Consider the following 21,420-nt stretch of genomic DNA (forward strand, 5'->3'; position numbering starts at 1 on the left):
TGTTGTCGGTTCCCCGGGAAACACCCTGTGGGCAAAAAATGCCAAATATGAGTACTGTTGCTAACCTAGTAACATATCCGTCTAGCGAGATAATAGACAAAGTGATAAATATGCTCATCAACGCTGGCAGGCAGAAGCCTGCTAACGGGCGTTTTGATTAATTTGAAGGCGAATAGAGGCCGCAAAGAGGTCGTTTGAGGCGGTTTTGGCTGTTACTAAAAAGGTAACAGTACTCATATTTGCTCTTTTTTGCCCACGGGGTCTGGAAAACGCCGTCAATGAGGTCTCAGGGAAGGCGCTTCGAGGGCTGCAAAACAAAAACGGGGGCGCAGGTTGCCCTGCGCCCCCGTTCTCGGGCGTTATTCGTTCCCTGCGGCAGAATTTACGCCGCCTCGTCGAACTGCGAGTTGTACAGGTCGGCGTAGAAGCCACCCTGGGCGAGCAACTCGTCGTGTGTGCCCTTCTCGACGATGTCGCCGTCGCGGATCACCAAGATCACGTCGGCGTTGCGAATCGTGGACAGGCGATGTGCGATAACAAAGCTGGTGCGGCCTTGCATCAGCGTATCCATGGCACGCTGAATAAGCTCCTCGGTACGAGTGTCAACGTTGGAGGTCGCCTCGTCCAGAATCAGCGCCGGGCGGTCGGCCAAAATGGCACGGGCGATGGTCACGAGTTGGCGCTGGCCCTGTGAGAGGTTGGTGCCCTCCTCATTGATCATAAAGTCGTAGCCGCCGGCGAGCGTATGGATAAAGTGGTCGCAGCGTGCGGCGCGCGCGGCGGCCTCGACCTCGGCGTCAGTCGCATCGGGACGTCCGTAGCGGATGTTCTCGCGGATGGTGCCGTTAAACAGCCAGGTATCCTGCAGCACCATGGCAAACTCGCCGCGCAGTGCCGCGCGGTCCCAGTCGCGCACGTCGACGCCCTCGACGCGCAGCGAACCGCCATCCACGTCGTAGAAACGCTGCAGCAGCTTAATGAGCGTGGTCTTGCCGGCGCCGGTGGGGCCGACGATGGCGATGGTCTGACCGGGCTGCGCCTCGCAGCTAAAGTCGTGGATGATGGTCTTGTCGGGCGTGTAGCCAAACTTGACGTGGTCGAACTCAACGTGGCCGGGGCGCTTCTCGGGAATCTGCGCGTCGGCTTTCTGTTCCTCCTCGGGCGCGGCCAGGAACTCAAAGACGCGCTCGGTGGCGGCGGCCATCGACTGCATCGTGTTGCTCACGTTGCCCAGCTGCTGCACCGGCTGCGTAAAGTTGCGCACGTACTGGATAAAGCTCTGGATGTCGCCGGGCGTGGCATTGCCGGTCAGCGCGAGCTGTGCGCCCACCACGACAACGCCCACGTAGCCCATGTTGCCCACCAAGCTCATAAGCGGCATCATCAGGCCCGACAGGAACTGCGAGCGCCAACCGCTCACAAACAGTCGGTCGTTTTGACGGTCGAACTCCTCGATCGAGGCCTCGGCGCGGTCGAACACCTGAATAACGTTCTGGCCGGCAAAGTCCTCCTCGATAATGCCGTTGACGGCGCCCAGGACTTGCTGTTGCTCGCGGAAGTACGGCTGCGAGAAGTGAATCATCACGGTCAGGATAATCGCGGCTGCCGGCAGCGTGAGCACGGTGACGCCGGTGAGCGGCAGGCTGATCGACAGCATCATGACGAGCACGCCGGTAATCTGCGTCACCGATGTGATGAGTTGTGTCACGCTCTGGTTGAGTGACTGACCCAGCGTGTCGACATCGTTGGTGATGCGGCTGAGCACGTCGCCCTTGCTGTGGCCGTTGAAGTAGCTCATCGGCACGACGGCAATCTTGGCGGCGATCTCCTTGCGCATGCGGTAGCAAATCTTTTGCGTGACGCCGGTCATGAGCCAGCCCTGGATGAGGCTGCAGACAGAGCTTGCCAGATACAGGCAGAGCAAAAAGCCGAGCGTCTTGGCGATCCAGGCAAAGTCAACGTCGCCGGTACCGTTGACCTTGGCAACCAGACCCTCGAACAGCTTGGTCGTAACCTGGCCGAGCACCTTGGGCCCCACAATGTTAAAGATGACCGAGCATACGGCAAAGGCGACGGCGGCAAACACGGCAATCTTGTGTTGGCCGATATAGCCGAGCAGCTGCCTCATGGTGCCCTTAAAGTCCTTGGCCTTTTCGCCGCGACGCATGCCGCCCATGCGGCCCATGGGACCACGCTGGCGGGTGGGCTTTGGAATCTGAGTCTTGGTCTCGTCTGCCATTAGCGCTCGCCTCCTTCCATGACGGCTGTAATTTCTTCTTGGGTAAGCCCCAACTCCTCGGCGGAAAGCTGCGACTGTGCGATCTCCAGGTACGCCGGGCAGCTGCGCAGCAGCTCCTCGTGCGTGCCGGTGCCCACTACGTGGCCGTCGTCAAGCACGATGATCTGGTCCGCGTGCATGATGGTCGCGATGCGCTGGGCCACGACCACGAGCGCGGCGTCGGTAACGTTTTTGGCCAGCTCCTCGCGTAGGCGCGCGTCGGTCTTGTAGTCGAGGGCACTAAACGAGTCATCGAACACCACGATCTCGGGCTTTTTGGCCAACGCGCGGGCGATGGCCAGACGCTGGCGCTGACCACCCGAAACATTGGAGCCGCCCTGGCTGATAGGGGAGTCGTACCCGTCCTCGCGCTCGGCGATAAAGTCCTCCGCCTGGGCGACGCGTGCTGCCTGGCGCATATCCTCGTCACTCACCATGTCGCCGGCAAACTTGAGGTTGCTCTCGACGGTGCCCGAGAACAGGCGACCCTGCTGCGGAATATAACCGATACGGCGGCGCAGCTCAGAGAGGGTCATGTCACGCACGTCGACGCCGTCAAGCGAAATGCTGCCGCCCGTGACGTCGTACAGGCGCGGAATCAACTGCACGAGCGTGGACTTGCCCGAGCCCGTGGAGCCAATGATGCCGAGCATCTGACCGGCATGCGTGGTGAAGTTCACGCCGCTGATGACATCGGCGCGGGCATCGGGATACTGGAAGCTCACGTCGCGGAAGGTGAGCTCACCGCGCGGCGCGCTGGCCACGGGCAGTTTGGGCGAGACAGGGTCGTTGATGCTCGTGGGGCAAGTGATGACCTCTTCCACACGCTCGGCCGCGACCTCGGCACGGGGCAGGATGACCGAAACCATGGTGAGGATCATAAACGCCATGACGATCTGCATGGTGTAGGAGATAAACGCCATCATGTTGCCGACCTGCATCACGCCGTCGGACACGCCCTGCGCGCCAAACCAGACGATAAGTACGGTGATGCAGTTCATGACGAGCATCATGAGCGGCATCATAAAGCTCATGGCGCGGTTGGTGTAGAGCTGCGTGGTCATCAGGTCGAGTGATGCCTTGTCAAAACGTTCGAGCTCATGCTCCTCGCGGTTGAACGAGCGGATGGGCATAAGGCCGTCGAGCAGCTCACGGGCGGTAAGGTTCACGCGGTCAACAAAGCTCTGCATCTTTTTGAACTTGGGCATGGTGAGGCCCATGAGCACGCCGACGACAGCCGAAACCGCGATGATGGCCACAGCGATGGTCCACTCCAGGCCGGTATGGTTGGCCAGGACGCGCATGACGGCGACGATGCCCATGACGGGGGCCATCAGACACATGCGGATAAACAGGGTTGCGGCCATCTGGATCTGCTGAATGTCGTTGGTGCAGCGGGTAATGAGCGAGGCCTGGCTAAATTTGCCCACCTCGGCCGGCGAGAAGTGCATAACCTTATTGAAGGTCTCGCGGCGCAGGTCGCGGGCGATGGAGCAGGCGGTACGCGAAGCCACGGCACCGGTCAGGATGGTGGCGACGAGCGACACCAGGCACAGCCCAAACATCGTGGTCGCCATGCGGCCCAGGTAGGCGTTTTGCACGTCGGCGGGGTCGATGCCCTGTGCCTTGTACTCGTCCTGTACATAGCTCACGGCGCGCTGGGTGACGATGGAGCCTGACATGGAGCCCATTTTGTCTGCCATATCGTTGGCGCCCTCGACGAGCTTGCCCTGGTCGATTAGGCCGCCTTCAACGCCCAGACGCAGGCTCTTCATGGTGATCTTACCGCCGTCGGCGTCGATCTGCTTTTGCATGTTCTGCGCCGCTGCGGCCTTCTGCTGCATCTCGGCGAGCTGCTCGGGCGTCATGGCAGCCATCTGCTCGGGGGTGGGCATGGTCTGAGCGGCGCCGCCATCGCTTGCCTCGGTGGATGCGCCGGTCATGTCGCCCATGGAGTCGGCGTCGATGCCCTGGTTGAAGGCGAGCACGACGGTCTCAGGCAGGCTCATAATGTCGGCAATCTTGCTGCCGTCGGCACGCTCTTCCTCGGTGCCCTTGTACGTTCGAATGCCGTTCTTGTCTGCCTTGCCAAACACGGCCTCCACAGCTTTGGCGTCCTTGGCGCGCATAAAGAGTTCGAGGTCGTCGAGCGATTCGGCGCGAATGGTGTCGGGCACGGGCGAGGCAATGCCGCCTTGCTGCACGCCCACGTCGACGATGTCGCTCATATAGGTAGGCAGCGCCAGGTCGGCGTTGCAGCTGATTACGATAAGTACGATAGCTGCGAACAGTGCCAGGACATGCTTTTTAAAGAGCTTGAGAATCCTCACTCGGCATCTCTCCTTTCTTGATTGCGGTCGATAATTTCGTTGGCACGTCTTAGAAGGCGCACCATCTCTTGGGTATCTGTTTCGCCGAGCTGCTCGAGGAAAGCCGCGGTGCGCTCCTCGAATTCCCGGCGTTTGATTTCGAGATCCTGGAATCCCTTGTCGGTCACTATGACGTGTACGCGACGACGGTCGGTCTTTGAATGCTCGCGCTCAATCCAACCCTTGGCCTCGAGGGCGCGCAAGATATTGGCGATGCGGGCGCTCGAGACCCAGGCACGATCAGCGAGTTCGCTCGGCGTGAGCGAACCGCCAGCGAGCATGAGGGCGCGCATGACGGCCATCTCGCCGCTGAGAACTTTGTCCACAAAGCGCGAAACGCGCTGGTGAATGCCGCCAAACTCAGTAAGGAGCTGACGTCCAAGCTCATGGAAATCGGTATCTTCCACCGAAAACCCCTAACACTAGAAACTATTTTCGGTGAAAGATGATACCCTTGCACGCGCACCCTATACGGTAGATTTTGGGTCATGCCTAGAAAACAACCTTTAGGCGACCTCCGTACACCGTCGGTATCAGCAAAGTAAGGGGTAGATCGTAAGGCATGTCCCAAAGCCTACTCAGAGGCACTTTACTCTGCTAAAGCTGGCATAACAGCTAGAGCGAACGTCGTACAAAGGCAAGGAAAAATACCAAACAAATCGGTGAACGGTAGTTGCTCGCGCTCGCATTTCCTGCGGATTTGTTAAAAACGCCCTAATGGTATAAAAAAAGAAACATATAACAGCCCTGATGAAGGGGGTGGCTATGTTATCCTTCTCAAACGGGTGAAATCTTGGGTTTTGGGTTGCAGTTCCAAGGTGGACAAACGTTTTTCCCTGTACCAACGTGTGGTGAAGAACGGAAGAAGCCGGTAGTGCAAGCCGATAATTCAAGAATTCAATAAGCAGCGGTGTGAGAGAGCGCCGCATTACACGTAACTAGGAGCGTGGTTACACAATGCAGGAGGCATGGGAAGGCTTCAAGGAAGGCATCTGGACGGGAGAAGTTGACGTCCGAGACTTCATCCAGAAGAACTACACCCCCTATGAGGGCGACGAGTCGTTCCTCGCCGGTCCGACTGAGCGTACCAAGGAGCTGTGGGGCGAGGTTCTCGACCTGCTGCTCAAGGAGCGCGAGCAGGGCGGTGTCCTCGATATGGACACCAAGACTGTCACGGGTATCGTGAGCCACCCCGCTGGCTACATCGATAACGCCCACCGCGAGAAGGAGACCATCGTCGGCCTCCAGACCGACAAGCCGCTCAAGCGCGCGCTGCACGTCAACGGTGGTATCCGCATCGCTTGCCAGGCTGCCAGCCAGCACGGCTACAAGGTCGACGAGAGCGTTGTCGAGCGCTACACCTTCGAGCGCAAGACCCACAACGCTGGCGTCTTCGATGTCTACACCCCCGAAATGCGTGCTTGCCGCTCGGCTCACATCATCACCGGTCTGCCCGATGGCTATGGCCGCGGCCGCATCATCGGCGACTACCGTCGTGTTGCCCTGTACGGCGTCGACTACCTGATCAAGGACAAGGAGGCCCAGAAGGCTTCCACCCCGACGGTCATGACCGCCGACAACATCCGCGATCGTGAGGAGCTGCAGGAGCAGATTCGTGCCCTCGGCGAGCTCAAGATGATGGCCGAGACCTATGGTTTCGATATTTCCAACCCTGCTACCAACACGCAGGAGGCCATCCAGTGGATGTACTTCGCCTACCTCGCTGCCGTCAAGGAGCAGAACGGCGCCGCTATGTCCATCGGCCGTACCTCCACGTTCATCGACATCTACGCTGAGCGCGACCTTGCCAACGGTACCTTCACCGAGGAGCAGATCCAGGAGTTCGTGGATCACTTCATCATGAAGCTCCGCATGGTCAAGTTTGCCCGTACCCCCGAGTACCAGGCCCTGTTCACCGGTGATCCGCAGTGGGTCACCGAGTCCATCGGCGGCATGGGTGTTGACGGCCGTACGCTCGTTACCAAGATGAGCTACCGCTACCTGCACACGCTCGAGAACATGGGCACCAGCCCCGAGCCCAACATGACCGTTCTGTGGTCGACCCGTCTGCCCGAGAACTTCAAGAAGTTCTGCGCCAAGACTTCTGTCGCCAGCTCCTCGATCCAGTACGAGAACGACGACCTCATGCGCGTTTACCACGGCGACGACTACGGCATCGCCTGCTGCGTGTCCTCCATGCGCATCGGCAAGGAGATGCAGTTCTTCGGCGCCCGTGCCAACCTGGCCAAGTGCCTGCTCTACGCGCTCAACGGCGGTGTTGACGAGGTCTCCAAGAAGCAGGTCGGCCCCAAGTATCGCGCCGTCGAGGGCGATACGCTCGATTACGACGACGTTGTGGCCAAGTACAACGACATGATGAAGTGGCTCGCTGGCGTGTACGTCAACTCGCTGAACATCATTCACTACATGCACGACAAGTACTGCTACGAGCGCATCCAGATGGCTCTGCACGACAAGCACGTGCACCGCTGGTTCGCTACGGGCATCGCTGGCCTTTCCGTCGTGGCTGACTCCCTGTCCGCCATCAAGTACGCCAAGGTCCACCCCGTCCGTGACGAGAACGGCATCATCGTCGACTTCGAGACCGAGGGCGAGTTCCCCAAGTACGGTAACGACGATGACCGCGTCGACCAGATCGCTCACGACGTTGTGCATCAGTTCATGGAGTACATCCGCATGAACGACACCTACCGCAACTCCGTGCCCACGACCTCGGTTCTGACCATCACCTCCAACGTCGTGTACGGTAAGAAGACCGGCTCCACGCCCGACGGCCGCAAGGCTGGCCAGCCGTTCGCCCCGGGTGCTAACCCCATGCACAAGCGCGATAGCCACGGCGCCATCGCTTCGCTGTCTTCGGTTTCTAAGCTCCCGTTCCGTGATGCTCAGGACGGCATCTCCAACACCTTCTCCATTATCCCGAGTGCGCTCGGCAAGGAGGATCAGGTGTTCTTTGGCGATATCGACCTTGATCAGCTGGGCGAGTAACTATTGTTAGTGCTATACTAACAATAACGATTACTGATTAGCGCGCCGGTTTCGGCCGGCGCCTATTAATCGAAGGAGACACATTATGAAGGTTTCTGAAGTTTCCGAGACCCAGGCCGATAACCTGGTCCACATGCTCGACGCTTACGCCGAGAAGGGTGGCCACCACCTGAACATCAACGTCTTCAACCGTGAGACGCTGCTCGACGCTCAGGCTCACCCCGAGAAGTATCCGCAGCTGACCATCCGCGTTTCCGGCTATGCCGTGAACTTCCACACGCTCACCAAGGAACAGCAGGACGAGGTCATTGCGCGTACCTTCCACGACAAGTTCTAAAGGGTTCAACTCCTGTAGGATTACTGGGGCCGGTTTTGGGTTATTTCCCAAAACGTCCTCGGACATGCAAAGAGGCTCCGCTGCGCGCGTTGCGCGGCGGAGCCTCTTTGCGTCCTGCGGGATGTTTTGGGAAATAACCCAAAACCGGCCATGTGGGGTCCTTTGGAGTCACCCTTTAGGCGGAACTCTCCTAATTATTTGGATGAGTCGTTTACTTACTTGTGCTGTTACCGTCTTCCCGCTGTTGTTGGGGTATGCTTTGTTCGTATGTAAACGTTTGACATGTTGATGGGGGAGGGTGCTATGGCTCGCGAGGGCGCTCGTTCTAAGGATTCTGCTAAGCCTGGCATCAAGGAAGTTGCAGCGGTGGCGGGGGTTTCGCCTACTACGGTATCTCGCGTGCTTAATAATCGCGGCTATATTAGCCAAGAGACCCGCGATAAGGTCCATGCCGCGATGGAGCGCATCAACTATACGCCCAACGATATCGCCCGTGCCATGCTCAACGGTCGCCTGAATCTTATCGGTATGATCGTTCCCTTTGTGAGCAGCCCGTTCCATGCTCAGGTTGTGCAGGCGGTCGAGCGCACGTTAGCGGAAAACGGCTTTAAGATGTTGCTGTGCAACAGCGCCAATCGACCCGATCTTGAGCGTTCCTATATTGACATGCTCCGCCGCAATATGGTCGACGGCGTCATCGTCAACTCCCTCAATATCGGTGCCGAGGCATATGCCGAGATGGGCTTGAGCCTGGTTGGCATCGACTGCGATCTTGGCGAGGGCTCTGTCCAGATTGCAAGTGACAGCTATGGCATTGGCGAGCTCGCCACGCGCCGTCTGATTGATGACGGCTGCAGGCGTATCCTGTGCCTGCGCAGCAATAGCCGCATGCGCATGCCTGCCAATAAGCGTACCGATGCCTACCTCGATGTTGTTGAGCAGGCCGGTTTGTCCGCGCTTGTCCGTGAGGTTGAGTTCGTTAAGCCCGACGACGAAAAGGGCGCGGTCGTTGCGAAGATCCTCGATGAGAACCCCGATATTGACGGCATCTTTGCGGGAGACGATACGATGGCGGCCATCTGTCTCAACGTGATGAAGCAACGCGGCTTGAGCGCTCCAGACGATATTAAGGTCGTGGGCGCGGATGGTGCCCGCCGAACTATGACGTTTATGCCTGACTTAACAACCGTACGTCAAGATATCGATCGCATCGGAGAGCTCGCGGCGCAATCCATCATCGCTCTTATTAACGGCGATAATCCCGAATCGAATATCAAGCTCCCCGTTGAACTCATTGAGGGCAAAACCGCATAGTTCATCCCGTGCCAAAAGAATTCCTCAAACGCCTCTGATGACCGTTCACCGGCATATGTCAACCGTTTGCCGACGACTGGAACTGCGAAAAGACGTATTGGTGTGAAAACGTTTGACATATGAAAACGATTGACATATCTTGCCATTGTACCGAGTTAGTATGTCGTGGAAAGGAAGTCTCGGATGCACAAGGTGTATTACCAGCCTGAGGGAATTTGGGTAGGCGACATCATGCCGTACGGCGAGGACGGCACGTTCTATCTCTATCATCAGCGTGACACGCGTAACCCCGAACCTTTCGGAGAGCCGTTTGGCTGGGCACTCGCTACGACCAAGGATTTCGTCAACTACAAGGACTTTGGCGAGAGCCTTGAGCGCGGCGGCGACGAGGAAGTCGACCAGTACATTTATGCCGGCACGGTGTTTAAGGTGGGCGACAAGTACCATGCGCTCTACACTGGTTGCAATCGCGATAAGGTCCGCGCACGTTTGATGAAGCAGGTTCTTCTTCATGCAACGAGCGACGACGCCGTCAAGTGGGAGAAGAACATCGCCGAGACGCTGCTTCCGCCCCAGGAGGGTTACGATGACCGCAACTGGCGCGATCCCTTTGTGCTTTGGGATGAGGAGAACGAAGAGTACATGCTCATCCTCGGCACGCGTGTGGGCGAGGACAAGCGTCTGATGACCGGCCGCCTGGTCAAGTTCACCTCCAAGGATCTGACCAACTGGGAGTTCCAGGGCGACTGGTGGAACCCGGGCCTGTACACCATGTTTGAGATGCCTGATCTCTTTAAGATGGGCGACTGGTGGTACCTCGTCTTTTCCGAGTACAGCGACGGCAACAAGACCCGTTACCGCATGTCCAAGTCCATCAACGGTCCTTGGATTACCCCCGCTGACGACTCCTTCGACGGCCGCGCGTACTACGCCGCTCGCACCGCATTCGATGGCGAGCGTCGCGTTCTCTTTGGTTGGGTTCCTACGCGTGACGAGGGCGGCGACCCCAGCTCTTACCTATGGGGTGGCACCTTTATGCCCCTCGAGATCGTTCAGCGTGCCGACGGAACGCTCGGCACCAAGCTCCCCGACAGCATGCTTGGCGCCTTTGGCGAGGCTAAGGCAGTCGAGACCTTTGAGCTTTCCTGCGAGTCGGGCAAGGTCGAGCAGGTGCTCGCCGCAGATGCCGGCTCCACCTACTTGCTCGATGCCGACATTGAGCTCGGCGGTAACGCTGCCGGCTTCTCGGTCAAGTTCGCCGAGGACGCCGAGACCGGTCTTGCCTATGAGTTCCGCGCCAACCTGCGCGAGGGCAAGCTCGAGTTCACGCCGGCTCCCCAGTACCCGTGGTTCCAGGTCAACAACATGGGCCTCGAGCGTCCGTTGTTCTTTAAGGGCGAGGGCACTCACCATGTGCGTCTGGTCGTCGACGACGACATCGCGACCATCTTTGTCGATGATGTTGCGCTCAACGCTCGCTTCTGCAACAAGCAGGGCCAGGGTGTGGCGCTTACCGTCACCGACGGTGCGCTCAAGTGCGCAAACGCAACGATCGCGTCTCTGTAGCGGCAACGAACCGTTTTATGATTTAGAAAAGGAATGGAGAGGAACATGGACTACAAGGCAGTGTCCCAGCAAGTCGTCGACAACGTCGGCGGACTGGAGAACATCGAGGGCGCCACGCATTGCGTGACCCGTCTGCGTCTGGTGCTCAAGGATACGAGCAAATACAACAAGGCCGAGCTCGAGAACATCGATGGCGTCAAGGGCGTGCTGTACAACAGCGGCCAGCTCATGATCATTTTCGGTACCGGTACCGTCAACAAGGTTTACGATGAGTTTATGGCTCTGACGGGCGTTAAGGAGATCAGTGCTTCCGAGGTCAAGGGCGCCGAGGCGGACAAGAAGGGCAAGTTCTTCTCGGTCCTCAAGGTATTCTCGGATATCTTTATCCCCATCATTCCCGCCTTCGTCGGCGCTGCAATCATCATCGGCCTTAAGTCGCTGATCGTTGCCAACGGCCTCTTTGGCATGGAGGGCAGCCTCGCCGATCACAGCGAGTTCCTCAAGAACCTCGCAAGCTTCTTTGCCATTATCGCCACCACGTTCGACTACCTGCCTGTCCTGGTTATGTACAGCGCGGTCAAGCGTTTTGGCGGTAACCCGATCCTGGGCATCCTCGTCGGTATCGTCATGGTTCACCCGAGCCTTATGAACCGTAACACGTTCGTTATGGACCCGACGGGTGCTGAGTACTGGAACTTCGGTCCGCTATCCATTCCCATGGTTGCTTTCCAGGGCGGTGTGTTCCCCGCAATCCTGACTGCCTGGTTTATGGCCAAGGTCGAGAAGATTGCCCAGAAGTACATCCCCGAGGTCGTTTCGTTCGTCTTTGTCCCGACCGTTACCCTGATTCTTGCTAACGTCGCCCTGTTCACCGTGTTCGGCCCGCTCGGCAACCTGATCGGTGACGTCCTCGCCGGCGTAATCGATATCCTGTACAACAGGATGGGCGTCTTTGGTGCCTTTGTCTTTGCCGCGTTCCTGCAGCCGCTCGTCGTTACCGGTACGCATCAGTTCATCCAGGGTATCGAGGCCAACCTCGTTGCCACGACCGGCTTCAACTACATCCAGGCCATCTGGTCGGTTTCCATCATCGCCCAGGGCGGCGGCGCCATCGGTATGTACCTCATTCACAAGAAGCACTCCAAAGAGCGCAACATCTGCATGTCGTCCTTTATCCCGACGCTGGTCGGAATCTCCGAGCCCGCTATCTTTGCTGCAAACATGCGCTATTCGATCATTCCGTTCATCTGCGCATGCATCGGTGCAGGCTGCGGCGGTGCCTTCGTCAAGCTCTTTGAGGTGCGCGCTATCGGTCAGGGTCTGACCGGCGTGCTTGGCCTGCTCATCGTCACGCCCGAGACCCTCGTGTGGTATGTGGCTGGCAATCTCATCGCCTTTATCGTGCCGATCGTCTTGATCTTTGCCTACAACAAGGCAAAGGGCGTGCCGACCACCGATGAAGAGGGCGCTGGCGCTGGCTTCGACGTTAGCTTCTAGTTGAGCCGTTCAGTGTAATCTGAGGATAAGTCCATTTGAGGAAGGGCGTTCGACTCGTGTGAGTCGAGCGTCCTTCCCCATAGACGAGAAAGTCAACGGCGATGTTAAATCAAAAAAACAAGGTGACACGCGCGGACTATGAGCAGTGGCGTGCCGGACAGGATGAGACGGCTGGTCGCATCGCGTCCGACCCCGATAGGCTCCTGTTCCATGTGGAGCCTGAGCTTGGCTGGCTCAACGACCCCAACGGTTTGGTTCAGATTGGTGATACGTATTACATCTATCATCAATACGATCCGTTCGATGCTGCGCATGGCGGTCCAGTGCTTTGGAACCATCTGACGACAAAGGATTTTGTGACGTACGAGAATCATGGCCCCGCGCTGTTCCCCGATTCCGATTTGGATTCGAACGGAGCGTATTCTGGTTCTGCCTTTGTACGCGATGGCAAGATTCACTATTTCTATACCGGCAACGTCAAGCATTTTGACCGCGATGATTACGACTACGTGTTGACGGGCCGTGAGCAAAACCAGATTCATATGGTTGCCGAGAATCCCGACGAATTGGGCGAGAAGTGCATAGCTGTTGGACCGGTCGATTACCCCGACGATATCGGTACGCACGTGCGCGACCCCAAGATCCTTGAGCACGATGGTATCTACTACATGGTTCTGGGTGCTCGTACGAAAGACGACCGTGGCTGCGTGCTTGTCTATACCTCGCGCAATCTTGAGGACTGGAGCTATGCGACGCGCATTGAGTTGGGCGAGAAGTTTGGCTTTATGTGGGAGTGCCCCGATCTGTTTGAGCTCGATGGCGAGCTTATTCTCGTTTGCTGTCCGCAGGGTGTGCCTGCCGATGGTTGGCGTTACCGCAATCCGCATCAGTGCGTGTGGTTCCCCATCGAGGCCGATTGGGAGGCGCCGAGCTTTAAAATCGTCGGGCAGGGCATGCCCCCGATGGTCGATGCCGGTTTTGATTTCTATGCTCCGCAGTCCTTTGAGGATACTGCAGGCCGGCGTTTGATGATCGGATGGTCGGGTTGCCCCGATGCGACGGCAGAAAACCCGACGGTGGCGCGCGGGTGGCAGTGCGCGTTGACGGTGCCGCGAGAGCTGAGCATGCGCGATGGCAAGCTCTGCCAGCAACCGGCGCACGAGATTGAGAGGATGCGCGGCGACTGCGTTCGCGCGACAGGCGGTGAAACCGTTGAGGAGCCGGGCCGCCTGTTTGATCTTGTGGTTTCCTGTGAGGGCGCCAAGATGGTCGAGCTCGAAATCCGCAAGGGTGTCTTTGTGTGCTATGCAGACGGGATGCTTACCCTCGACATGGGTGACGAAGGCTATGGGCGCGACCAGAGGTCGATCGAGCTCAGCGAGCTTCGCGACCTGCGCGTGCTTTCGGACACTACGATGGTCGAGATTTTTGCAAATGGCGGCGAGGCGGCACTTACGAGCCGTACCTATTCGCCGGCGGTTCCGGCGATGGAGCTGCACGCCGAGGGCGCGGCATCGATGAATTTCTACCGCCTCGTGCATTAACCGTGCATGGGGCACGATTGGACTTGCTGGGCGGAATGTGTTGCAGTTGCCGCAGCGAACTACCGTTTATCGCGTATAGCGACCGTTTGCGGGATAAGTAACACTCATTTATAAACCGTGTAAAATCTCAGTTAAGCACGGAGTTTTCCAGGGAGACGCTGTCCTTTGTTGTGTGCAAGGGGCGGCGTCTCTTTGGCGCTTGGACGCCGTTGTGCAACAGTGCGGCGGCGCGTGCCATGTGTTGAAAAGCCAATGTTGAGATGGGTCGTGATAATAATGGGCAAGTACGTAATCGTGGTTGAGTCTGGGTCGGATGTGACGCCGGAGCTCTGCGAGCGCTACGGCATCGTGCGCGTGCCCATGCATGTCACGATTGGCGACGAGACCGTCGAGGACGGTTCGATCGATCCGCTCGAGATTTATTCACGCTGCAACGAGTTTGGCGTAATGCCCAAGACCAGCGGCTGCGCGCCTGCGGATTTTGCTCACGTGTACGACCGTATCCACGCCGAGCAGCCCGATGCGACCATTCTGCATCTTGCGTATTCCGAGGCCACGACCTGCTCGCATCAATCATCGAAGATCGCCGCCAAGGGCCGCGACTACGTCTACTCCATGGACACGCGTTTTGTCTCGGTGGGCCAGTCGCTCGTTGTCGTCGAGACCGCCAAATACATCGAGGCTCACCCCGATGCCACCGTCGACGAGATCTTTGCTTTTACGAATTCCGTCATGGACCGCGTGCTGCTGGGCTTTGTTCCTACCGACCTAGTCTTCCTTAAGGCGGGCGGTCGTCTGTCCAACGTGGCATTCCTTGGCGCCCACCTGCTCAAGATTAAGCCCTGCATTGAGGTGACGGGCGGTAAGTTTGTGGCGACCAAGAAGTTTCGCGGCTCTATGCTCAAGTGCGCCCGTGCCTTTATTGACCACATGGTTGCGAAAGGCGAGATCGACTACTCGCACATTGGCCTGGCGTATTCGGTGGGCCTTTCCCAGGAGCTGCGCGACGACATGGAGGTCTATGCGCATGACCTGGGCTTTAAGGATATTACCTGGACTCAGGTTGGCGGCGTCATCTCGAGCCATTGCGGCCCGACCGCCTTCGGCGCGGTGCTCACGCTTAAAGCGTAAGGCCTGCGTCTATCGATTTCTATTGCCTCGGCGGCGGGCGGGTTGTGACAACCTTCCCGCCGCTTTTGCATGGGGCCAAATAGGACAATCCAATTGACCGCTAAACCGTTTCGCCATCAAGCATATAGGCTAGAATGACTCTGGCATTTATGTAGCTAAAACCAATGAGAGGCAAGGTAGCGGGAATGGCTGAGATGACGCTCGAGGGTGTGGACGCTCGTCCTGAGGACTCCGCGTTTGCCCTGGGCCGCGTGCATTCGATCGAGACGATGGGAACGGTCGATGGACCTGGCATTCGCTTTGTGGTGTTTGTTCAGGGCTGCCCCATGCGCTGTGCGTATTGCCACAACCCCGATACCTGGTCGGTTAACGGCGGCACGATGGTGACCGTCGAGCACCTGATGGACGAGTTCCAGAGCAACCATGAGTTTTACCGCAGCGGTGGTATTACGGTATCCGGCGGCGAGCCGCTCCTGCAGCCTGAGTTTTTGGCCGACCTGTTCCGCGCAATGCACAACAACCCCGATGGCCGCGTGCATACCTGCTTGGATAGCTGCGGCTATGCGTTCGATCCCGCGCATCCCGAGAAGTTCGATGCCGTACTCAACGAGACCGATATGGTGCTGCTCGACATTAAGCACGCCGATCCCGTCGAGCATAAAAAGCTGACCGGTTGCGATCCCGCACGCATTCTGGCGTTTGGTGATGAGCTTGCGCGCCGCAAGATTAAGGTCGTTATCCGCCACGTGGTGGTGCCGGGCATTACCGATACGGTTGAGGAGTGCGAGAAGCTCGGTCGCCTCATCGCTCCATGGCACAACGTGGTGGGCCTGGAAATGCTGCCGTATCACACGATGGGCGTTGTCAAGTATGAGCAGCTGGGCATTCCCTATAAGCTCGAGGGCGTGCCCCAGATGGATACCGCGCGCATGCCCGAGCTGCGCAACGCCGTCATGACGGGCATGAAAAAGCGCCGCGCGGAACTCAAAAACGCCATCGGCTAGCGAGCCATTTTCAGGCACTCATTGGGGACAGACTTAAATGAGTGCCCCTGAGCACCAAGTTGATTGCCAAAGAGCCCCGTCAAGTTGCGGTGGAATAGTTCTTGTTTTTCGGCTTATGCGCCCAAACAGGAACTATTCCACCGCAACTGCGTTTTGGGCGGAGATGCGCAACAGAATCGGTGTATTTGCATAGAAACGCTTGTGGTTTCTTTAAAGACGCCTTAAACGCCGCTGAATATCTTTGGAAAGAAATGCCTGCTCGGTATTATGCTGCTCGTATATAAAACGGTAGCAATCAGGAGACCACGTGCGAAATAACGCATCGCGGGACGAGTATGTGCCGCAGCATAGCAGCAGATATGAGACGAAGGGCACGTCTTCGCGTGGCCTCGCTGACGCTCGCATCCGCGTGACGAAGATTGCTGCCATTGGGATGCTAACGTTGGCGGTTATTATCCTCGGAATTACCGCCAAAACCTACGCGTCGGAGCGAATGGCACACTCAGATGCGTCAACGGTGCAGACGCAAAACAAAAAGGTCTCTGAATCTAAAGCCACCGCAAGTCAAACCCTGTCGACAGCGAGCCTCAAGACGAGGCTTTCGAAGGCGGACTTTAACGATATTCCCTCAGGCGATACCGTGCAGACCTTCTCACTGGTTGATGACCAGATCCCCGCCCTGGAGGATGAGAGCCTCGCCGCGCTCCAAGATGCCCTTGACCAGGCCAAGGAATTGGGCGATGTGGGCGTGGTGTTCTACGACCTGTCAAGTGGCAAGGGCGTGACGTATAACGCCGATGTCGAGGTGTACGGTGCGAGCAGTTATAAGGCGCTCTATGTGCTCTACGTCTGCGAATCTCTGGTCGAGACGGGCCAGGTCTCACTCGATGATTCCCTTGGCACCTATGGCGGCTACAACATGGGCTGGCAGACGGTGCGCGACCTGATCGAGGCCGCGGTCGTTAATTCGGACAACGATTCGTTTATCGCGTTGCGTGCGGCGTTTGACCGTGTCGGTTACGAGGATTGGATTGTCAGTCTTGGCATCGATTACGATACCGCACTCGATCCAATGAGTGATTTTCCCACCTATTGCCCGCGCACCTCGGCCAAGTTGTGGCGCGAGATGAGCGAGTATTTGAGCCGTGATACCGATACGTCGCAATGGCTATCGGGCCTTCTGACCTCTACGACCCGATCGTTTATTCGCGATGGCATTGCGGACGACCAAGCCTTGGTGCGCAACAAGGCAGGCTGGATAAGCGAGGATGGTTGCTATTCGACATGCGATGCGGGCCTCATCGATGTCGATGGCGACACCTACATTATGAGCATCATGACATCGATGCCGTGGAGCGATCGCTCGAGCGAGGTTACGGCTGCGATTGCAAAGGCTCTGTTTGATACGCGAGCTGTGCTGGCCTAGCGTGTTCGTTTGACGAGGTCAAACAAAATGCTGGTACCATACCGTGGTTGAGAATTTCGTATAGGTTTGGGGAATGGCATGGCTACCATCGCGATTATCGGTGCACTCGAAAAAGAGATCATGCAGATTAAGGAAGAGCTGAGCGACGTTTGCGAGGCACAGGAGGCGGGCTTGACCGTTGTGAGCGGTGAGTTCGACGGTCTGACGCTTGTCGCCACAACGGCGGGCATGGGCACGGTGAATGCCGCTGCCGCAACACAGCACCTCATTAGCAAGTATGCTCCGCAGGCAGTTGTGCTTTCGGGTATCGCGGGCGGTTTGAACCCCAAGCTCCATATCGACGACGTGGTCATCGGCAAACGCCTGCGCTATCTGGATACCGATACCGCGCTTATCGCCGAGTCTGCACCGGGGCTCGAGGAGTTTGGCTCGGCGCCTGCGCTGGTCGATATTGCTGCCGATGTGCTTGCTGAGCATGGGTTTGTTGATGCTTCGACAAATGCAGCCGCTTCGAACAAGGGCGCCAAGCAGTTCCTGGTCGGTACGATTGCCACGGGTAACCGCTTTGTGACGGGTACCGCCATGCGCAACGACGCTATCGAGGCGACGCATGCCGATTGTGTCGGCATGGAGGGCGCGGCAATTGCCCATGTCGCAACTAAAAATGGTGTCGATTGCCTGGTGCTGCGCGCTATCAGCGATAATTGTGACGAGGCGTACGATGCGATTTGCGACCGCGAGTTCGACCTGTTCGAGTATGCCCGTACCGCGAGTGGCATTACGCTCGATATCGTTCGCCGTATCGCTGCTATCTATTAGCGCGCTCTTTTGTAAGAACCTACGACCAAGGAGTGTCCATGGCCGATTCCATTAACTACCAGCTTGCCAAGTTTGTCGCCAGCTATGGCAAGGTCTCGCAGATCCCCGAGTCCACCTGTCCCGAGGTGAGCTTCGTCGGCCGCTCCAACGTGGGCAAGTCGTCGATCATGAACAAGCTTTTTGGCCGCAAGAACCTCGTCAAGGTTTCGAGCACGCCGGGCAAGACGAGCAACATCAACTTCTTTGAGGCTGACGACGTGCACTTCGTCGACCTGCCGGGTTATGGTTTCGCCCGTCGTTCCAAGGCCGAGCGTGACCGCTGGGCAGAACTTATCGGCGACTTCTTCGACTCGGAGCGCAGCTTTAACCTGGTCGTGTCGCTGGTGGATATTCGTCACGACCCGAGCAAGCTCGACCATGACATGATCGACTACCTGCAGGGCAACGAGTTCAACTTTATCGTCTGCCTCACCAAGGCCGACAAGCTCAGCCGCACCCAGCAGGCCCGCCAGGCAGCAGCCATCAAAAAGCAGCTCAACGTCCCGGCCGAGAACGTAATCATCACAAGCTCCCAAACCGGCACCGGCATCGACGAACTCAAAAAGCGCATCGCCGAGGCCTGCCTCTAGTAAGGGCTCTTGGCAGGCAATAGTTTGCATCTATCTATATCACCCCAGTGATAGTTGTTGGTACACTATCACTGGGGTGATATTTGTATTTGGAGGTCACAATGGAGCTTTGGCACGGGTCGGAGGTTGTTGTCGAGCATCCGTCGTTGGATAAATGCAGACAATTCAATGACTATGGTCGTGGGTTTTATTGCACGCCACATGAGGAAATGGCGATGGAATGGGCATGCCGGACCGAGGCCGATGGCATTGCGAATCGATACGAACTCAATGCGGATGGCCTTTCAGTTTTGGATTTGGAGTCCGGCGATTATTCAATTCTCAACTGGCTTGCGATTTTGGCCGACAACAGGGAATTCAATGTCTCGACGCCGTTGGCGCGCGAAGGGCTTCGTTATTTACTCGATAACTATCTGATTGACATTTCTTCATATGACATCATCCGGGGCTATCGTGCTGACGACTCATATTTTTCGTTCGCAAGACAGTTTGTCAGCGGCATGATTTCGCTCAGGCAGCTGCAGCGCATTATGCGTTTAGGAGATTTGGGTATCCAATATGCGCTCATGAGCGAGAGTGCGTTTTCGGCAATTACATTTTGCGATTGGAAGCAGGCAACCGGCTCCGAATACTATCCCAAGCGTTTTAAGCGAGAGCAGAACGCGCGATGCAAGTACTTGGACACAGTAAATGGATTCGACGCTGAGGGCGTCTACATTAGGGATTTAATGGCAGGGAGGGTTGATTTAGATGATCCAAGTGTTAACGGATTGTGGGCCGAGTAGAACATATCCCGTCTATTATCTTGAGGACGCAATGAACAACCTCGGCGACTGCTTCGACTATGCCGTGAACGATTATGGAGCAGAAGGATCAGAAGTCGCTGAACTCTTTTGCCTGAGCGGCGTAGCCCGCGAGTTTGAGCGTGGCAACGCATGGGTAGTATCGGGAAAATCGGGCGTGGAGTTGTTTGCGCTCATTGCTGAAAGGTCTGGCTATCAATCGGGGTCGATGCCTGATCGTGCCTATCGATTTGAGAAGACGCCGGAATACTGGGCAGGCTGGATATTGGCATACCTGCAGTGGCGTCTAGGAGAGTCGTTCGAAGACCTGTTGCATGTTGTTCCCTTTGATGAGCTCTGCGGCATGTATTACCCCTGGCATGAAGCCTCGGAAGAGCGCGTGGCGCGTCTTGTTTGCGACATGGCGAAGAAAACGTCTCGCCAAACCAAACTGGCGCTAGCAAGAAAGAGGCTCAAGAAAACCCAACAAGACCTGGCATACGAATCGGGTGTGTCACTCCGCTCAATCCAAATGTACGAGCAGCGCCAGAGAAACATCAATGAAGCTTCGGTAACAAGCGTAAGAGCCATAGCAAAAGCCCTCCACTGCAACATCGAAGATCTCCTAGAGCCAGTCTTCGAATACAAAGAAACCAGCGCCGCCTAAACCAATATATTGCCAAGGTTTGTATCTAGTAAGCGCTCCTTACCAGCAAGAGTCCCTACCAATAGATAGCGGCTTAAAGGGCCGAAATCGTATGAATGGCATTGCGACTTCCAAATGGGTGACTGCTGCTTGAAAAGCTATAGAAATAGGGGCCGATTTAACGGCCCCAAGCATCGCATAAATGGCATATACGTTTTATCAACTATTTCTTGTTTTTAACCCATTTGCAGATACGCCAAATAAGCACTCCGACGAGAATCCAAACGAGAGCGATCATAATGTCTGAGCGTGCAGGAATTGGGATCATTGAACTTCCTCAATTGATGTGAGTCTAGTTTGCATAGGTGTGGAGCGTGCTGCCTTCCATGGTCGCTTGCAACACGGCGATACCGGACGTCATCCCCATCGATTCATAGTTGAGTCGATATGTCGCCTGTTTCGAGTTCCATATAAAGGACTCGTTAGTTACCGTACAGCCGATAGTCGTATAGTTTTGTCCCCAAGCGCTGGTAATGAGCGAGTTCGCTATCTTGATCTTGAATTCACGATAAATAAAAGGACTGTTGTAATAGATAGTCCAAGTTCCAGATGCGTTGTTGTAGTAACTGTCCCATATCAGGCTGGGTTCATTGGTTTTTTTAATTCCTATTACTGCAACGGTCCCATCCTTAAGCTTGATTTGATGAGACTGCTCGGGACCTTTCGTTAAATCAAAATCTTGGGTTGCGCCAGAAATTGCGACAGCATCGCTTTCTGCAGCATAAGCAGTCGAAGGGCTAAACGAGAAACATATCGGTAATATCAAAAGTATCGAGAGGAAAAACGAAGCTTTGAGTGTGCGTAACACTTTGACCACCTCCATACTGCGATGCCTAGTTAAATAGTAGCATAGATAAACAGTTTATTATGTAACCTAAAAAGCCCCTATCTGCCCGGCGCCCCTTCCTTGATTATCAACTTCATCCGAACATTTCCCACATTCATCCGCACATGTGCGGATGAATGTGGGAACCCGATACCCTGAGGGCCGGACCGGCCGGCCCCGGGA

At 56.7% G+C, this 21,420-nt stretch carries 17 protein-coding genes; 13 read left to right on the top strand and 4 right to left on the bottom strand.

Going from position 1 to position 21,420, the window contains the following annotated elements; genetic code table 11:
• Positions 1-382: 382 nt before the first annotated feature.
• From I1969_RS06405 to I1969_RS06415, 3 genes are read right to left on the bottom strand one after another with little or no spacing between them, the layout of a single operon-like run.
• Complete coding sequence (locus I1969_RS06405; RefSeq protein WP_195233960.1) at positions 383-2,239, bottom strand: ABC transporter ATP-binding protein; 1,857 nt, start codon at positions 2,237-2,239, stop codon at positions 383-385.
• On the bottom strand, positions 2,239-4,608 hold the full coding sequence (locus I1969_RS06410; RefSeq protein ID WP_195233962.1) for an ABC transporter ATP-binding protein: 2,370 nt from the start codon (positions 4,606-4,608) through the stop codon (positions 2,239-2,241). Before I1969_RS06410 ends, I1969_RS06405 begins: the two co-directional genes overlap by 1 nt.
• Positions 4,605-5,054, bottom strand: coding sequence for a MarR family winged helix-turn-helix transcriptional regulator (locus I1969_RS06415; RefSeq protein ID WP_117821380.1), 450 nt, complete (start codon positions 5,052-5,054; stop codon positions 4,605-4,607). Before I1969_RS06415 ends, I1969_RS06410 begins: the two co-directional genes overlap by 4 nt.
• A gap of 550 nt (positions 5,055-5,604) precedes the next feature.
• On the opposite strand from I1969_RS06415, the gene pflB reads away from it, so the two are divergent.
• The 13 genes from pflB to I1969_RS06480 all read left to right on the top strand — a co-directional run bounded on the left by pflB (position 5,605) and on the right by I1969_RS06480 (position 20,372).
• A complete protein-coding gene (gene pflB / locus I1969_RS06420; RefSeq protein ID WP_195233964.1) occupies positions 5,605-7,656 on the top strand; it encodes a formate C-acetyltransferase in 2,052 nt (683 codons plus the stop codon).
• Positions 7,657-7,741: 85 nt separating this feature from the next.
• Positions 7,742-7,993: an autonomous glycyl radical cofactor GrcA3 gene (gene grcA3 / locus I1969_RS06425; RefSeq protein WP_006234861.1), complete on the top strand. Its 252-nt coding sequence runs from the start codon at positions 7,742-7,744 to the stop codon at positions 7,991-7,993.
• A 303-nt stretch (positions 7,994-8,296) separates the two neighbouring features.
• The gene (locus I1969_RS06430; RefSeq protein ID WP_022094949.1) at positions 8,297-9,307 is read left to right on the top strand and encodes a LacI family DNA-binding transcriptional regulator; all 1,011 of its coding nucleotides are present in this window, start codon (positions 8,297-8,299) and stop codon (positions 9,305-9,307) included.
• 183 nt (positions 9,308-9,490) lie between these two features.
• Complete coding sequence (locus I1969_RS06435; RefSeq protein WP_035137642.1) at positions 9,491-10,873, top strand: family 43 glycosylhydrolase; 1,383 nt, start codon at positions 9,491-9,493, stop codon at positions 10,871-10,873.
• Between the two features lie 45 nt (positions 10,874-10,918).
• Positions 10,919-12,370, top strand: a complete 1,452-nt coding sequence (locus I1969_RS06440) for a PTS transporter subunit EIIC (RefSeq protein WP_052044095.1) — start codon at positions 10,919-10,921, stop codon at positions 12,368-12,370.
• A gap of 101 nt (positions 12,371-12,471) precedes the next feature.
• Positions 12,472-13,914: a glycoside hydrolase family 32 protein gene (locus I1969_RS06445; protein WP_195233966.1), complete on the top strand. Its 1,443-nt coding sequence runs from the start codon at positions 12,472-12,474 to the stop codon at positions 13,912-13,914.
• A 276-nt stretch (positions 13,915-14,190) separates the two neighbouring features.
• Entirely contained in the window at positions 14,191-15,045 is an 855-nt protein-coding gene (locus tag I1969_RS06450) for a DegV family protein (protein ID WP_229028302.1), read from the top strand.
• Positions 15,046-15,230: 185 nt separating this feature from the next.
• Positions 15,231-16,049: a pyruvate formate-lyase-activating protein gene (gene pflA, locus I1969_RS06455; RefSeq protein WP_195233971.1), complete on the top strand. Its 819-nt coding sequence runs from the start codon at positions 15,231-15,233 to the stop codon at positions 16,047-16,049.
• Between the two features lie 493 nt (positions 16,050-16,542).
• The gene (locus I1969_RS06460) at positions 16,543-17,475 is read left to right on the top strand and encodes a serine hydrolase (RefSeq protein ID WP_195233973.1); all 933 of its coding nucleotides are present in this window, start codon (positions 16,543-16,545) and stop codon (positions 17,473-17,475) included.
• Between the two features lie 78 nt (positions 17,476-17,553).
• On the top strand, positions 17,554-18,294 hold the full coding sequence (gene mtnN, locus I1969_RS06465) for a 5'-methylthioadenosine/S-adenosylhomocysteine nucleosidase (RefSeq protein WP_195233982.1): 741 nt from the start codon (positions 17,554-17,556) through the stop codon (positions 18,292-18,294).
• A 38-nt stretch (positions 18,295-18,332) separates the two neighbouring features.
• Positions 18,333-18,923: a ribosome biogenesis GTP-binding protein YihA/YsxC gene (yihA, locus tag I1969_RS06470; protein ID WP_006234871.1), complete on the top strand. Its 591-nt coding sequence runs from the start codon at positions 18,333-18,335 to the stop codon at positions 18,921-18,923.
• Between the two features lie 101 nt (positions 18,924-19,024).
• Positions 19,025-19,708 (top strand): DUF3990 domain-containing protein, encoded by a 684-nt coding sequence (locus I1969_RS06475; RefSeq protein WP_195233984.1) that lies wholly within the window; start codon positions 19,025-19,027, stop codon positions 19,706-19,708.
• Positions 19,674-20,372 (top strand): helix-turn-helix transcriptional regulator, encoded by a 699-nt coding sequence (locus tag I1969_RS06480; RefSeq protein WP_229028303.1) that lies wholly within the window; start codon positions 19,674-19,676, stop codon positions 20,370-20,372. The genes I1969_RS06475 and I1969_RS06480 overlap by 35 nt, the downstream gene beginning before the upstream one ends.
• 331 nt (positions 20,373-20,703) lie before the next feature.
• On the opposite strand, the gene I1969_RS06485 is transcribed toward I1969_RS06480, so the two are convergent.
• Positions 20,704-21,234, bottom strand: a complete 531-nt coding sequence (locus tag I1969_RS06485; protein WP_195233986.1) for a DUF5626 family protein — start codon at positions 21,232-21,234, stop codon at positions 20,704-20,706.
• Positions 21,235-21,420: the final 186 nt, after the last annotated feature.

Origin of the sequence: Collinsella aerofaciens (assembly GCF_015548375.1) — a bacterium.
Lineage (GTDB): Bacteria > Actinomycetota > Coriobacteriia > Coriobacteriales > Coriobacteriaceae > Collinsella > Collinsella aerofaciens_AB.

What these genes read in the sequence shown, in the direction of transcription:
- pflB (WP_195233964.1), top strand. Translation starts at nt 5,605, where the DNA reads ATGCAGGAGGCATGGGAAGGCTTCAAGGAAGGCATCTGGACGGGAGAA.
- I1969_RS06430 (WP_022094949.1), top strand. Translation starts at nt 8,297, where the DNA reads ATGGCTCGCGAGGGCGCTCGTTCTAAGGATTCTGCTAAGCCTGGCATC.
- I1969_RS06480 (WP_229028303.1), top strand. Translation starts at nt 19,674, where the DNA reads ATGATCCAAGTGTTAACGGATTGTGGGCCGAGTAGAACATATCCCGTC.
- pflA (WP_195233971.1), top strand. Translation starts at nt 15,231, where the DNA reads ATGGCTGAGATGACGCTCGAGGGTGTGGACGCTCGTCCTGAGGACTCC.
- I1969_RS06440 (WP_052044095.1), top strand. Translation starts at nt 10,919, where the DNA reads ATGGACTACAAGGCAGTGTCCCAGCAAGTCGTCGACAACGTCGGCGGA.
- I1969_RS06445 (WP_195233966.1), top strand. Translation starts at nt 12,472, where the DNA reads ATGTTAAATCAAAAAAACAAGGTGACACGCGCGGACTATGAGCAGTGG.
- grcA3 (WP_006234861.1), top strand. Translation starts at nt 7,742, where the DNA reads ATGAAGGTTTCTGAAGTTTCCGAGACCCAGGCCGATAACCTGGTCCAC.
- I1969_RS06460 (WP_195233973.1), top strand. Translation starts at nt 16,543, where the DNA reads ATGGCACACTCAGATGCGTCAACGGTGCAGACGCAAAACAAAAAGGTC.
- I1969_RS06450 (WP_229028302.1), top strand. Translation starts at nt 14,191, where the DNA reads ATGGGCAAGTACGTAATCGTGGTTGAGTCTGGGTCGGATGTGACGCCG.
- I1969_RS06405 (WP_195233960.1), bottom strand. Translation starts at nt 2,239, where the DNA reads ATGGCAGACGAGACCAAGACTCAGATTCCAAAGCCCACCCGCCAGCGT.
- mtnN (WP_195233982.1), top strand. Translation starts at nt 17,554, where the DNA reads ATGGCTACCATCGCGATTATCGGTGCACTCGAAAAAGAGATCATGCAG.
- yihA (WP_006234871.1), top strand. Translation starts at nt 18,333, where the DNA reads ATGGCCGATTCCATTAACTACCAGCTTGCCAAGTTTGTCGCCAGCTAT.
- I1969_RS06485 (WP_195233986.1), bottom strand. Translation starts at nt 21,234, where the DNA reads ATGGAGGTGGTCAAAGTGTTACGCACACTCAAAGCTTCGTTTTTCCTC.
- I1969_RS06435 (WP_035137642.1), top strand. Translation starts at nt 9,491, where the DNA reads ATGCACAAGGTGTATTACCAGCCTGAGGGAATTTGGGTAGGCGACATC.
- I1969_RS06475 (WP_195233984.1), top strand. Translation starts at nt 19,025, where the DNA reads ATGGAGCTTTGGCACGGGTCGGAGGTTGTTGTCGAGCATCCGTCGTTG.